The sequence below is a fragment of the Microvirga antarctica genome, from assembly GCF_017921815.1.
GTDB lineage: Bacteria > Pseudomonadota > Alphaproteobacteria > Rhizobiales > Beijerinckiaceae > Microvirga > Microvirga antarctica.
In genome coordinates, this window is sequence record NZ_JAGEMM010000001.1 from 230,162 (window position 1) to 243,718 (window position 13,557).

General features: G+C 66.3%; 11 protein-coding genes. 4 read left to right on the forward strand and 7 right to left on the reverse strand.

Annotated features, from left to right (window positions below):
* Nucleotides 1–7 precede the first annotated feature (7 nt).
* The 3 genes from recJ to arfB form a co-directional block, all read right to left on the reverse strand.
* A complete protein-coding gene (recJ, locus tag J4G32_RS01215) occupies nt 8–1,822 on the reverse strand; it encodes a single-stranded-DNA-specific exonuclease RecJ (RefSeq protein ID WP_210483238.1) in 1,815 nt (604 codons plus the stop codon).
* Between the two features lie 65 nt (nt 1,823–1,887).
* Nucleotides 1,888–2,850 (reverse strand): DMT family transporter, encoded by a 963-nt coding sequence (locus J4G32_RS01220; protein ID WP_246504718.1) that lies wholly within the window; start codon nt 2,848–2,850, stop codon nt 1,888–1,890.
* Nucleotides 2,851–2,928: 78 nt separating this feature from the next.
* A complete protein-coding gene (arfB, locus tag J4G32_RS01225) occupies nt 2,929–3,351 on the reverse strand; it encodes an alternative ribosome rescue aminoacyl-tRNA hydrolase ArfB (RefSeq protein ID WP_210483240.1) in 423 nt (140 codons plus the stop codon).
* Nucleotides 3,352–3,483: 132 nt separating this feature from the next.
* Between arfB and J4G32_RS01230 the strand changes: the two genes are divergently transcribed.
* Together J4G32_RS01230 and J4G32_RS01235 are read left to right on the forward strand one after the other, a co-directional pair.
* A complete protein-coding gene (locus J4G32_RS01230; RefSeq protein WP_210483242.1) occupies nt 3,484–4,407 on the forward strand; it encodes an AEC family transporter in 924 nt (307 codons plus the stop codon).
* A gap of 96 nt (nt 4,408–4,503) precedes the next feature.
* The gene (locus tag J4G32_RS01235) at nt 4,504–4,749 is read left to right on the forward strand and encodes a hypothetical protein (RefSeq protein ID WP_210485551.1); all 246 of its coding nucleotides are present in this window, start codon (nt 4,504–4,506) and stop codon (nt 4,747–4,749) included.
* Between the two features lie 4 nt (nt 4,750–4,753).
* Here the strand turns inward: J4G32_RS01235 and dprA are convergent, their stop codons facing one another.
* The 4 genes from dprA to J4G32_RS01255 are packed head-to-tail and all read right to left on the reverse strand — an operon-like array spanning nt 4,754 to nt 8,857.
* On the reverse strand, nt 4,754–5,959 hold the full coding sequence (dprA, locus tag J4G32_RS01240; RefSeq protein WP_210483244.1) for a DNA-processing protein DprA: 1,206 nt from the start codon (nt 5,957–5,959) through the stop codon (nt 4,754–4,756).
* Nucleotides 5,956–6,558 carry a glycerol-3-phosphate 1-O-acyltransferase PlsY gene (gene plsY / locus J4G32_RS01245; protein ID WP_210483246.1) on the reverse strand — a complete coding sequence of 201 codons (603 nt, stop codon included), beginning with the start codon at nt 6,556–6,558 and terminating at the stop codon, nt 5,956–5,958. Before plsY ends, dprA begins: the two co-directional genes overlap by 4 nt.
* Nucleotides 6,559–6,568: 10 nt before the next feature.
* Entirely contained in the window at nt 6,569–7,879 is a 1,311-nt protein-coding gene (locus J4G32_RS01250; RefSeq protein WP_246504719.1) for a dihydroorotase, read from the reverse strand.
* A gap of 30 nt (nt 7,880–7,909) precedes the next feature.
* Nucleotides 7,910–8,857 carry an aspartate carbamoyltransferase catalytic subunit gene (locus tag J4G32_RS01255; protein WP_210483248.1) on the reverse strand — a complete coding sequence of 316 codons (948 nt, stop codon included), beginning with the start codon at nt 8,855–8,857 and terminating at the stop codon, nt 7,910–7,912.
* Between the two features lie 127 nt (nt 8,858–8,984).
* On the opposite strand from J4G32_RS01255, the gene J4G32_RS01260 reads away from it, so the two are divergent.
* A complete protein-coding gene (locus J4G32_RS01260; RefSeq protein ID WP_210483250.1) occupies nt 8,985–10,604 on the forward strand; it encodes an isovaleryl-CoA dehydrogenase in 1,620 nt (539 codons plus the stop codon).
* A gap of 136 nt (nt 10,605–10,740) precedes the next feature.
* Nucleotides 10,741–13,536, forward strand: coding sequence for a type I DNA topoisomerase (topA, locus tag J4G32_RS01265; RefSeq protein WP_210483252.1), 2,796 nt, complete (start codon nt 10,741–10,743; stop codon nt 13,534–13,536).
* Nucleotides 13,537–13,557: the final 21 nt, after the last annotated feature.

Below are 13,557 nucleotides of genomic sequence, written 5' to 3' on the forward strand. Positions count from 1 at the left end.
GAATGACCTATTCGGGCTTCGCCGCATCCATAATTCTGAGGGCTACTTTCTCGCCCCCGCCCCACCGGTCGATGGACAATGTTCCGGCCACATGAACGGGGCTGCCGATGGCTCCGGCCAGCATATTGCCAAGAGGTTGCCCTGCTGCGCGAAACGCAATGCCGCCGATAAAGGCGCCGTCGCCGCCGCGCAGCTTGACCCGCACATGGCCGCCGCTGCCCACTTCGCGCGCTTCGACGAGGCGATGGTTCGCGAACGCGAAGACGGGTTCCGGCTGCGCCGATCCGAACGGCCCGGCCCGCTCCAGCGCGGAGACGACACTGGTCTGGGCGCCGCCCGCGGTGAGCGTGGCGTCGATGGCGAAATGGGTGTCGAGGCGCGCATGTCCCACGCGCTCGGCGAGGCGCGCGGTGACGAAATCCTGAAACGCGGTGACGCCGCTGGCCGCGAGGGTCACGCCCGCCGCCATGGCATGGCCGCCGCCCTTGATCGCGACGCCCGATTCGACCGCCGCACGGACAGCCTGGCCCAGATCGACGCCGATAACGGAGCGCCCGGATCCCGTCGCCGTCCCGTCCGCGTTCAGCGTGAAGGCGAAGGCCGGGCGGCGAAACCGCTCCTTCGTGCGCGCGGCGACGAGGCCCACGATGCCGGGATGCCAGCCGGCGGACGACGTCAGCAAAATCGGCAGGTCGGGCGCAGCATCGAGCGCGAACAGTGCCTGGGCCTCCGCTTCAGCGACCGCATCCACCTCGATCGCCTGTCGCTCGCGATTGAGCGAATCAAGCTCGCCCGCGAGTCTCGCCGCTTCAATCGGGTCCGTGCTGAGCAGAAGCCGTGCGCCCAGCGCCGCATCGCCGATCCGTCCGCCCGCATTGATGCGCGGTCCGACGAGAAAGCCCAGATGCCAGCTCTCCGGTGCGCCTGACAGACCAGCCACGTCGAGAAGGGCTGCCAGTCCCGGCCGGCTCCGGCTGCGCATGACGGCAAGGCCCTGACGCACGAACGCGCGGTTGAGCCCCACCAGCGGCACCACGTCGGCCACGGTCGCCAACGCCACCAGATCGATGCTTGCCATCAGGTCAGGGGCGGGTCTCGTCGCAAAGAATCCCCGTTGTCGCAGAACGCGGTTGAGGGCCACAAGCGTGAGAAACACTACGCCCGCGGCACACAGGTGGCCGAGCCCCGACAGATCGTCGAGCCGGTTCGGGTTGACGATGGCCAGCGCCTCGGGAAGCTGTTCAGGGGCCTGGTGGTGATCGAGCACGACGGTGTCGAGCCCAAGCCTCCGCGCTTCTGCCAGCGGCAAGATGCTGGCGGTTCCGCAATCGACCGTGACGAGGAGGCCCGCGCCCTCCTGTTTGAGCGCGCGGATGGCGTCCACGTTGGGGCCATAGCCCTCGGTCACGCGGTCGGGAATATGGATGACGGAATCAACGCCGCAGGCCGTGAGATATTCGGACAGCAACGCCGCGCTGCAGGCCCCATCCACATCGTAATCGCCGAAGATCGCGACCTTCTCGCGCCCGAGGACGGCATCCGCAAGACGCCCGGCCGCCCGCTCCATATCGACCACCACATGCGGGTCGGGCATGAGATCGCGCATGCGGGGGGTCAGGAAGCCTTCGACCTCCTGGACGCCGACGCCCCGCCCTGCGAGGACGCGGGCGAGCACGTCCGGAAGCCCGTGCGTCTGCGCAATCGCCAGCGCGATGGTGCCCTGGGCCGCGTCGCACCGCTCGATCCAGGTCTGGCCGAGGGCGGAGCGTGTCACGCCGAGGAAGGGGCGCGAGGACGCGCGCGGAAATGCTGATTCGTTCACAGTGCGAGTCTAGAGCGGTTGTCAGGGTTATGAAACCGTGTGGCGCCAGACGTGAGCCAGCCTCGCTAATCCCGTAGTCTCGCCTCCCTGGAGGAGACCAGCCATCGCTGCACTCTGCCGTCGATAAGGGCCAGGCCTGCCGCAACGAGCGCCATGCCGACCACATGACGGGGGGCGAGGCGTTCCCCAAGGACCAGGGTGCCCATCACGATGGCGCTGACCGGAATGAGAAACGTGACCAGCAGGAGGTTGGTGGCGCCCGCCGTGGCGAGGATCCGGAAATAGAGGACGTAAGCGACCGCTGTCGACAGGACGGCGATGCCGAGGATCGCGCCGATCACCGGCAAGCCCGGGAGGGGCAGCGTCCAGGGGCGGTCGACCAGGAGCGCGATGGGCGCAAGCAGGATGGCCGATGCCGTCACCTGTCCGGCGGCGGTTGCCAGCGGGGGCACCCCTAGCTGCTTGAACCGTCGTCCGTAAACACCTGCAAACGCATAGGAAAGGGCTGCCACAAGGCACGCGATCTGGGCCCAAATCGCAACGCTCATGCCACCCAATGCCGCCGGCCCGATCATCACCGCGACCCCGAGAAATCCCACCACCACACCGGCCAGCCGATTGGCGGTCATGCGCTCGTCGGCGGTCGCGACATGCGCAACGACGACGGTCGCTAGGGGCGTCGTCGCGTTGAGAATCGCCGCGAGCCCTGAGGCGATATGGGTCTGGCCCCAAACGATGAGGCTGAAGGGCACGACGTTGTTGAGGCACCCCATGACGACAAAGGCGGCCCAGACCCGACGGTCCCTTGGGAGGGTCATGCCGGCCACGCGGCAGGCCGCGATCAAGAGGAGCGCGGCAAGTCCGACCCGCAGGGCCACGATGGTGAAGGGCGGAAGGGCCGTCACAGCGATGCCAGTAAAGAAGAACGACCCACCCCACAGCACCGACAGCGTGAGAAGCATCGCCCATTCCTTCACTGTCATGGAACGGTGGATGGCGGCAGCGGGTGGGGCAAGGCGTTCGGTCATGGCGGGGGGCCTGTTGTTGCTCGCCGCACGAGATCAGGCGGCGGGTTCGCCGGCGCTCCGTTTCTTGCTGCGGCCTTCTCAGTCGTGCCCGCCCTGCGAGCCCCGCCCCTTCTTGATATCGCCGCGCCGGCCTTTGGCCTCCAGCCGACGCTGTTTCGACGCGAAGGTCGGGCGGGTCGGACGTCGTGGCTTCGGGCGCTCTGTCGCCTGCCGGATCAGATCTACCAGACGCGCCTGCGCGTCCTCGCGGTTGCGCTCCTGCGTCCGGAAGCGTTGCGCGGTGATGATGATGACGCCGTCATTGGTGAGCCGCTGCCCGGCCAAGCGTTCGAGGCGCTCGCGCACGTCGTCGGGAAGGTTGGGCGACATGCGGGCGTTGAACCGCAATTGCACGGCCGTCGACACCTTGTGGACATTCTGCCCGCCGGGACCCGATGCCCGGATGAAGCTCTCCTCGAGCTCATCCTCGTGGATCGACAGAGTGTTGGTCACCTTGATCATCGCGCCCCGGCCCGAAACGACGGGATGGTCCCGCACATCGCTTGTAGAGCCATTCAATAGCGGCTAAGCGCCTCGGACACATCCCAAAACCGCAACTGAGCCACCGCGGTTTCCCCAGGCGGGCGCCCCTTCATGACAGCGGTTTTCGCGAGCCTCATCCCGACCTTCCTGATCATCGCGACGGGTTGGCTGTGTCGCGTGACCGGATTTCTCGACGACCGCCATTGGGTGGGGCTGGAACGGGCCACCTATGTCATCTTCTTTCCGGCCCTGATCGTCGACACCCTGTCGCGGGCCGATCTCGGATCGGTGCCGGTGGCCGGCGTCGGCGGCGCGTTGGTGAGCGGGATCCTGCTGATCGCCGCGATCACGCTCGCCTTGCGCACGACGCTTGAGCGGTTCGGCGTCGATGGGCCGAGCTTCACGTCGGTGTTTCAGGGCGCGACCCGGTGGAATACCTTCATCGGCCTGTCAGTCGCGGGCTCGCTGTTCGGCCCGCGCGGCGTCGCGCTGATCGCGGTCGCGATCGCCGCCATGGTGCCACTGCTCAATCTGCTCGCGTTCACCGTGTTCATCCGCTACGCCGGCCAACCGCGACGAAGCCCGCTCGACCTTTTCCGGTCGTTTGCCACCAATCCCTTCATCTGGTCCTGCGCCCTAGGAATCGGGCTCAATCTGCTGGCGCCTCCCCTGCCGAAACCGCTGGTGATCTATATCGACATCATGGGGCGGGCCGCACTTGCGGCCGGGCTGCTCGTCGTCGGGGCCGGGCTCGATATCCGCAGGCTCGCACGTCCGGGCGTGCCGCATCTCGTCTCGGGGTTTCTGAAGCTTCTCGTGCTCCCGGTGATCGTCGTCAGCCTTGCGCGATTCTGGGGCGTGGCCGGCAACGACCTGATCGTCGCCATCATCGCCGCGTCTGTGCCCTCAGCCAGCGCCGCGTACGTGCTGGCGCGTCAGATGGGGGGCAACGCCCCGTTGATGGCCGAGATCCTGACGCTGCAGACCCTGATCGCCATGGCGACAATGCCCCTGCTGATCCTGCTGCTCGCCTGAGAACCACAACCTAAAGTAATTTATTTGTTGTTGTTTTATTTTCGGTTGTGTTGATAACGTGACGGATTGCAACGTTATCGTCAGACACCACAGATCATGGCCAAAATTCCCACAGCACCATCCCAGCGGGCCAGTCACGATCCGCAAGCCGTCGAGGCCAACGAGGGGTCGGCTGTGCGCGGGCCCACGGGGCCCATGGAAACCGCTCGCTTCGTGGCCGATTTCACGTTGGAGCTTTCCGGCATGGCGCGCCAGTCTCGGCTCGATCTCCTGGCCTATCTCCTCGATATGGCGCGCCTCGAGGCGATCCGTGTTGTTCAGTCCAACCCCACGGACAGGTGACGACTTACGTCTTGGTGATCAGCGAGACCGCGTTTCCGCCATGGCGTTCGAGCCTGCCGGCCATCTCGAGTTCCAGCAGCGCCATGTGAACGTCGCGGATCGCGATCCCGGATTGCCGCACGAGGTCGTCCACCGGGACCGGCGACGGGCCGAGAAAGGCCACGAGATCGACCTCGATCCTGTCGGCAGGTGCGTCCTCATGGAAGGAGCCTTCCGCCGGCAGCACGACCCCGACGGGCGGGCGCGGCACATCGGGCAGGTCGAGTTCGTCCCACAACTCCTCGGTGCCCAGCAGATGGAGCGGCTCGCCCATGGTGTCGTCGGCCCGCGGTCCCGCTGCCACCAGCGGGGCCAGCACGTGGATGACGTGGTCGATGCTCGCGCAGAGGGTGGCGCCGTCGCGAATGAGGTCGTTGGTGCCCTCCGCCCGCGGATCCAGCGGAGAGCCCGGCACGGCGAACACCTCCCGCCCCTGCTCGAGGGCAAAGCGGGCGGTGATCAGGGAGCCAGACCGTCGGGCCGCCTCGACCACGACGACCCCGTAGGACAGGCCAGACACGATCCGGTTGCGGCGCGGAAAATCCCGCCCGCGCGGCTCCCAGCCCATGGGCATCTCGGACACCACGGCACCGCCGTTCTCGACAATCGCGAGCAGCAGCGCCTCGTTCTCGGGCGGATAGATTCGGTCCTGCCCACCCGCCAGCACCGCGATGGTGCCCGACGCCAGCGTGGCCTTGTGAGCCCGGGTATCGATTCCGCGCGCCAATCCGGACACGACCACATAGCCCGCCTCGCCCAATTGGCGCGACAGGCGCTCGGCAAAGGCCAGACCCGCCGCCGAGGCATTCCGCGAGCCGACCATCGCCACCGCTGGACGGTTGAGGATGTCGCGCGACCCCCTTACCGCGATCATCGGTGGCGCCGTGTCGGCAGCCTGCAAGGCCTTGGGATAATCCGGTTCGCCCATGGCGATGAAGCAGGTGCCGATCCGTGAAGCGGCGGCGATCTCCCGCTCGGCGTCCGCACGGCTTGTGATTTTAAGGGCCGGACGTCCACTGCGCCTGGCAATCTCCGGCAGCGCCGCAAGGGCGGCCGACGCGCCGCCATACTGGTTGATGAGGGACCGGAACGTGCGCGGGCCGACACGCTCCGAGCGGATCAGCCGCAGCCAGTCGATGCGCTGCTCATCCGTGAGCGAAACGCCGGTCATCCCTTTTGTCCGATCCGCCCCTCGGTGCCATCGAGCAACCGGGCGATGTTGTCGCTGTGCTTCCACCACAGAAGCGCCGCCAGAACGAACGCCACGCCGGCCATCTGCGGCTCGCCAAGCAGCCACAACACGACGGGCGAAGCGGCGCTGGCGATCAGCGCTGACAGGGAGGAATAGCGGGTGGTCAAGGCAAGGCCCATCCAGATCACCGCGAAGGCGAGCGCCGCCAGGGGTTGCAGACCGAGCAGGACTCCCAGGAAGGTCGCCACGCCCTTACCGCCCTTGAAGCCGAGCCAGACCGGAAAGAGATGACCGAGAAAGGCCCCAAGCGCCGCAACGGCACCGAGGTCATCCGCCCAGTAGCGGGCAATCACCACGGCGGCCGTGCCCTTGAGGGCGTCGCCGATCAGCGTGGCGGCAGCGAGCCCCCTCCGGCCCGTGCGCAGAACATTGGTCGCGCCAATATTCCCGGAGCCGACTTTCCGGATATCCCCCAGCCCCGCCATGCGGGTGAAGATCACGCCGAAGGGAATCGAGCCGAGCAGATAGCCGAGGACGAGGGCCGCCAGCAGGTACAACAGGTGGATGTCGTCGGACATTCGTTCCCTTTCAGGTGGGCCGGCGGTCGAACACGATCCTGCCCGCAACCAGGGTCAGCGTCACCTGTCCTTCCAGACGGGCTTCCTCGAACGGCGTGTTTTTGGACAGGGAGCGCAGATCGCGCTTGTCGAGAACGTAAGGGGCGTCGGGGTCGAACACGATGAGGTCGGCGGGCGCGCCTCGCGCAAGCCGACCCGCCGCCAATCCGAGGATCTCGGCCGGCTGGCTGGAGAGCGCCTGCAACAGGCGCGGCAGCGGGATGAGGTCTGCATGAACGAGCCGCAGGCCGGCCGAGAGCAGCGTCTCGAGGCCGACGGCCCCGTCCTCGGCTTCGGCGAACGGCAACCGCTTGGTCTCCACATCCTGTGGATTGTGGTCGGAGACGATCACGTCGATGGTGCCGTCGGCCAGAGCCGCGATCATCGCCTGCCGGTCATCCTCATGGCGCAGCGGCGGCGACAGTTTGAAAAACGTCCGGTAGTCGCCGATGTCGTTCTCGTTGAGGGCCAGATTGTTGATGGACACCCCGCAGGTGACCCGCAGCCCCTGCTTTTTCGCCGCCCGGATGATATCGGCCGAATCGGCACAGGAGATCATCGCCGCGTGGTAGCGGCCGCCGGTGAGTCGGACGAGGCGCATGTCGCGTTCCAGCATCACCGTCTCGGCCTCGCGGGGAATGCCCGGCAGGCCGAGGCGCGCGGCGAACTCGCCCTCATTCATGACGCCTTGGCCGACCAGATCCGGGTCCTCGACGTGGTGGACGATCAGCGCATCGAAATCGCGGGCGTAAGTGAGCGCCCGGCGCATCACCTGCGCGTTGGTGACCGAGCGCGCCCCATCCGTGAAGGCGACCGCCCCCGCCTCGCGCAAGAGCCCGATCTCGGCCATCTCGACCCCCAGCAGCCCCTTCGTCAGGGCGGCGGCCGGCAGCACGTTGACGATGGAGGTGTCGCGCGCCCGGCGATAGAGAAAATCGACGATGGCCGGATCGTCCACCACTGGGTTGGTGTCGGGCATCGACACGATGGTCGTCACGCCTCCTGCGGCGGCCGCCTCACCTGCGCTCTTCAGGGTTTCGCGATGGGCCGCCCCGGGTTCCCCGAGGAAGGCCCGCATGTCGATGAGGCCCGGGGCCAGCACCTGGCCACCGCAATTGACCGCCTGCGCGTCGTCCGGGGCTGCCACAGCGTTCCCGAGATCCGCGATTAATCCGTCGCGCACGAGAAGGCTGCCGCGTTCCTCACGTCCCGTGGCGGGGTCGATGAGGCGGGCGTTGGTGAGCAGGATGGGGCGATCTGGCGTCATGGCGAATTCTGTCATTCCCGATCCAATGTGTGGAAGGCGGTCGCGTTATCGGTTCGGCAGGTGGCTCGCGAGAGCCTCCAGCACCGCCATGCGGACCGCCACGCCCATCTCGACCTGTTCGCGGATGAGCGATTGCGCGCCGTCCGCCACCTCGGAGGAAATTTCGACGCCGCGATTCATCGGGCCCGGATGCATGACGAACGCATCGGGCTTCGCATAGCCGAGCTTTTCCTGATCGAGTCCGTAGAAGCGGAAATACTCTTTTGTCGACGGGACAAACGAGCCATTCATCCGCTCCCGCTGCAAGCGCAGCATCATGACGATATCCGCCCCTTCAAGGCCGCGGCGCATATCGGTGAAGGTCTCGAACCCGAGGGCTTCGATCCCCGGCGGCAGCAGCGTCGAGGGCGCAACGAGCCGGACCCTTGCGCCGAGTGTCGCCAGCAGCAGCATGTTGGAGCGGGCGACTCGAGAATGGACGATGTCGCCGCAGATCGCCACCGTCAGGCCCGCGATGCCACCCTTGTTGCGGCGGATCGTGAGGGCGTCGAGGAGCGCCTGTGTCGGATGTTCGTGCGCGCCGTCGCCGGCATTCACCACCGAGCAATCGACCTTCTGGGCAAGAAGATGGACCGCGCCCGCCGCGTGATGGCGCACGATGATGAGATCGGGCCGCATGGCGTTGAGGGTGGCTGCCGTGTCGATCAGCGTCTCGCCCTTCTTCACTGAGGACGACGCCACCGACATGTTCATGACGTCCGCCCCCAGACGCTTGCCGGCGATCTCGAAGGAGGATTGCGTGCGGGTCGAGGGCTCGAAGAAAAGATTGATCTGCGTGCGGCCGCGAAGGGTCGACTTCTTCTTTTCCACCTGCCGGCTGACTTCGACCTGCGCCTCGGCGAGATCGAGCAACGCGGTCAGATCGGGGGCGGACAGCCCCGCGATTCCGAGCAGGTGGCGGTGGGGGAAAACGGATCGGGGTGTGTCGCTCATCTTAAGCGATTGGCTATAGGCAATTGCCGATGGTGCGGCAAGCCGGGAGAAGGGCGCCGCGCGGATTTACCGGGCGCGCCACGACCGGTAGGGTGCGGTGCGCAGAACCACGCGTCGGTGGCCCGCCATGACGACCCATGAGGTTTTCAACCAGACCCCGCCCCTGCCCGACCACAATCTGATGGCGACCGACCGGCCGCTCTGTGATGCGCTCATGGCGAATGGCGGCGATCCGGGCAGTTTGCAGGAGTTTGGCGAGCGTTGGGGCACGGCCGGGCGTTTCGACCTCGGGCGCCTCGCAAACGAGAATCCGCCCGTCTTGCAGACCCACGACGCCGCGGGTCGCCGGCGCGACGAGGTGACGTTTCATCCGGCCTATCATGCGCTCATGAGCGCCAGCATGGCCGACGGCCTGCACGCCTCGACATGGGAGCCGGCCGGCGCAGGCGCCCGCCATGTGGAGCGGGCCGCGCGTCTCTTCATGATCTCCGGCGTCGAGGCTGGCCATGTCTGTCCCCTGACCATGACCCATGCCTCCGTCGCGGCGCTGAGCGCCGGTCCCGCGCACCTCGCCGAATGGCTGCCGCGCATTCGCGGCCGCGCTTACGATTCCCGCTTCATCCCATTCTGGGACAAAAGCGCAGTCACGCTCGGGATGGGCATGACGGAAAAGCAGGGCGGCACGGATGTGCGCGCCAACACGACACGGGCGGTCAAGACCAGCGGCGACGAATATGCCCTGACGGGGCACAAGTGGTTTTTGTCCGCCCCCATGTGCGACGCGTTTCTGGTGCTGGCCCAGGCAGCCGGGGGCCTGACGTGTTTTCTCCTGCCCCGGTTCAGACCGGATGGCAGCCTCAACACCCCTTATCTGCAACGGTTGAAGGACAAGCTCGGCAACCGGTCGAACGCCTCCGCCGAGGTCGAGTTCGACAAGGCTTTCTGCTGGCTTATCGGCGAGGAAGGGCGCGGTCTCGCGACGATCCTCAAGATGGTCCATCTCACCCGGCTCGATTGCGCGGTCGCTTCAGCGGGCCTCGTGCGGAAGGGGCTCGTGTTCGCCCATCACCATGCCCGCCACAGGCATGTCTTCGGCAAAATACTGCTCGACCAGCCGCTGATGCGCAGCGTCCTTGCCGATCTCGCGCTTGAATCGGAGGCGATGACGGCTTTGGCTGTCCGTCTTGCCCGCAGCTTCGACGGCGCAGAGGGTGATGCCCGCGAGGCAGCCTTTGCGCGACTTGTGACGCCGGCGTCCAAGTTCGGCATCTGCAAGCGGGCCCCAAACCTGCTCTACGAGCTCATGGAATGCCTCGGCGGCAATGGTTATGTGGAGGAATCCCCCCTGCCGCGGCTCTACCGCGAAGCGCCGGTCAACGCGATCTGGGAGGGCTCTGGCAACGTCATCGCGCTTGACATCCTGCGGATGGTGGCCCGCGACCGGGATGCCGCTGGGGTAATCATCGAGGATCTTGTCACAGCGGCCGTTGACCTTCCGGGCGTGCGAGAGACAGGGGCGGCGGTCCGGCAGGCTCTTGCCGCGCCCGATGCCGAGGCGCGCGCCCGGTTCATCGCAGACCGACTCTACGCTCTTGCGGCAGCAGGAGCCCTCGCGGCCTCCGCGCCCCCCGAGATCGCGACGGCCTGGGCGCGAACCCGGCTTGTAACGCCAGCCGGCATGATGGGCAGCAACCCGCTGGGGGATTCCGCCAAACCCTTGCTGGAGCGGATTTTCACCGCCATATAGCTTGGCAGCCGGCGCGGTCGATTTGACTTGTCGGCGATCATCAACCACTTATCCGCCCCCACGGTAGTCAAGGCTGGCTGCCGCTTTCGCCGTGACCATCGAGCGCACGCTCGCGGCTATCGCTAGGAAGTCGCACATGAAAATCCTCGTCGTCGAGTCGCCAGCCAAGGCCAAGACGATCAACAAGTACCTTGGCAAGGATTACGAGGTCCTGGCCTCCTTCGGGCATATCCGCGACCTGCCGGCCAAGGACGGCTCGGTCGATCCCGAAAACGATTTCAAGATGATCTGGTCCCTGGAGGACCGCGGCGCGAAGCGGCTGAACGACATTGCGCGGGCCATCAAGGGCGCCGAAAAGCTCATTCTGGCGACCGACCCGGATCGTGAGGGCGAGGCCATCTCCTGGCATGTGCTCGAGGCGCTGCGCGAAAAGCGCGTGCTGAAGGATATCCCGGTCGAGCGGGTGACCTTCAACGCGATCACCAAGGATTCCGTGCTGACCGCCCTGCGCAACCCGCGCCAGATCGATCAGGCGCTGGTGGACGCTTATCTCGCCCGTCGGGCCCTCGACTATCTGGTGGGCTTCAACCTGTCGCCGGTGCTGTGGCGCAAATTGCCGGGCGCCCGCTCCGCCGGCCGCGTCCAGTCGGTCGCCCTGCGGCTGGTCTGCGACCGCGAACTGGAAATCGAAACCTTCAAGCGACAGGAATACTGGTCGCTCATTGCCACCCTGGCGACCAAGGACGGCGGCGTTTTCGACGCCCGTCTGGTGGGCGCGGACGGCAAGAAGATCACCCGGCTCGATATCGGCAAGGGCGAAGAGGCCGAGGCCTTCAAGCGCGATCTCGAGATCGCGACGTTCTCGGTGTCCAACATCGAAGCCAAGCCGGCCAAGCGTCATCCCTACCCACCCTTCACCACCTCGACCCTGCAGCAGGAGGCCTCGCGCAAGCTGGGGCTGGCGCCCGCCCAGACCATGCGGGTTGCGCAGCGGCTCTATGAGGGCGTGGAGATCGGCGGCGAGACGGTCGGTCTCATCACCTATATGCGAACCGACGGCGTGGATATCGAACCGCAGGCCGTGCAGGATATCCGCAGCGTCATCGGCAAGGAATACGGCGCCCCCTACGTGCCGGGCGTTCCGCGCAAATACACCGTCAAGGCCAAGAACGCGCAGGAGGCCCACGAGGCCATCCGCCCCACCGACATGAGCCGCCCGCCGAAGCACGTGGCCAAGTTCCTCGAGCCCGAGCAGGCCAGGCTCTACGAGCTGATCTGGACCCGGACCATCGCCAGCCAGATGGAATCGGCTCAGCTCGAGCGCACCACCGCCGATATCCTGGCCGAAGTCGGCCCCCGCCGGCTCGACCTGCGCGCCACCGGACAGGTCATCAAGTTCGACGGCTTCCTCACGCTCTACAACGAGAGCAAGGACGACGAGGCGGACGAGGATGAAGGCCGGCTGCCGCCCATGAGCAAGGGCGATGGGCTGGAGCGCCGCCGGATCGTCTCGACCCAGCATTTCACCGAGCCGCCGCCGCGCTTCTCCGAGGCGAGCCTCGTCAAGCGCATGGAAGAACTCGGCATCGGGCGGCCCTCGACCTATGCGGCCGTCCTCCAGGTTCTGCGGGACCGGGAGTATGTGCGCATCGACAAGAAGCGCCTCGTCCCCGAGGACAAGGGCCGGCTCGTCATTGCCTTTCTGGAAAGCTTCTTCCGTCGCTATGTGGAATACGATTTCACGGCAGATCTGGAAGAACAGCTCGACCGCGTTTCCAACCACGAGATCGACTGGAAGCAGGTTCTGCGGGATTTCTGGACCGATTTCTCGGCAGCCATCGGCGAGACGAAGGATCTGCGCACCACGCAGGTGCTCGATTCGCTCAACGACCTGCTCGGCCCGCACATCTTTCCCGACAAGGGTGACGGCTCGAACCCGCGCACCTGCCCGACCTGCGGCACGGGTCAGCTTTCCCTGAAGCTGGGCAAGTTCGGCGCGTTCATCGGTTGCTCGAACTATCCGGAATGCAAGTTCACCCGCCAGCTCGCCGCGACCGGCGTCAATGGCGAAGGCGACGGTACGTCGGAGAATGGCGGCCAGCCGGGGACCCGCATTCTGGGCGACGATCCCGTCACCGGACTTCCCGTGAGCGTGCGCGACGGCCGGTTCGGTCCCTTCGTCCAGCTGGGCGAGGGCGAGAAGCCGAAGCGGTCCTCCCTGCCGAAAGGGCGGACAGCCTCCTCCATCGATCTCGAAATCGCGCTCAAACTTCTGGCCCTGCCGCGCGAGGTGGCAAAGCATCCGGTGTCAGGCGAGCCGATCTTCGCCAGCATTGGCCGCTACGGTCCGTATGTTCAGCACGGCAAGGTCTACGCCAATATCGGCAACGACGACGACGTGCTGGAAATCGGCGGCAACCGGGCGATCGATCTGATCGTCGCCAAGGAAGCAGGCGGCGGGTTCCGGCGCGGTGCAGCCGATCCTGGGAGGCCTCTCGGCGATGATCCGGAATCGGCCAAGCCCATCGTGGTCAAGGCCGGCCGCTTCGGGCCCTACGTGACGGATGGGGAAACTAACGCCACCCTGCCGAAGCCCATGACGGCCGAAGCCGTCACCCTCGACGAGGCCATCGCCCTTCTCGTGGCGCGTCGCGCTGCTGGGCCATCGAAGAAGCCGGCACGCCGGAAGGCTGCGGCCAAGAAGCCCGCTGCCAAGAAGGTTGCGGTCAAGAAGACCGCGACCAAGACGGCGGTGAGCAAGAAGGCTGCCCCGAAAGCGGCTGTTGAGCCTTCGGATGCGCCGACCAAGAAAGCGGTTGCGAAGAAGACAGTCGCCAAAAAAGCGAGCGCCAAGAAGACGGCGACCAAGAAGACGGCAGCCAAGAAGGCAGCTCCTGCAAAAGCAGCCGCAGCCAAGAAGGCGAGTGCTTAGAATCCGTCTGGAGAAACGCGG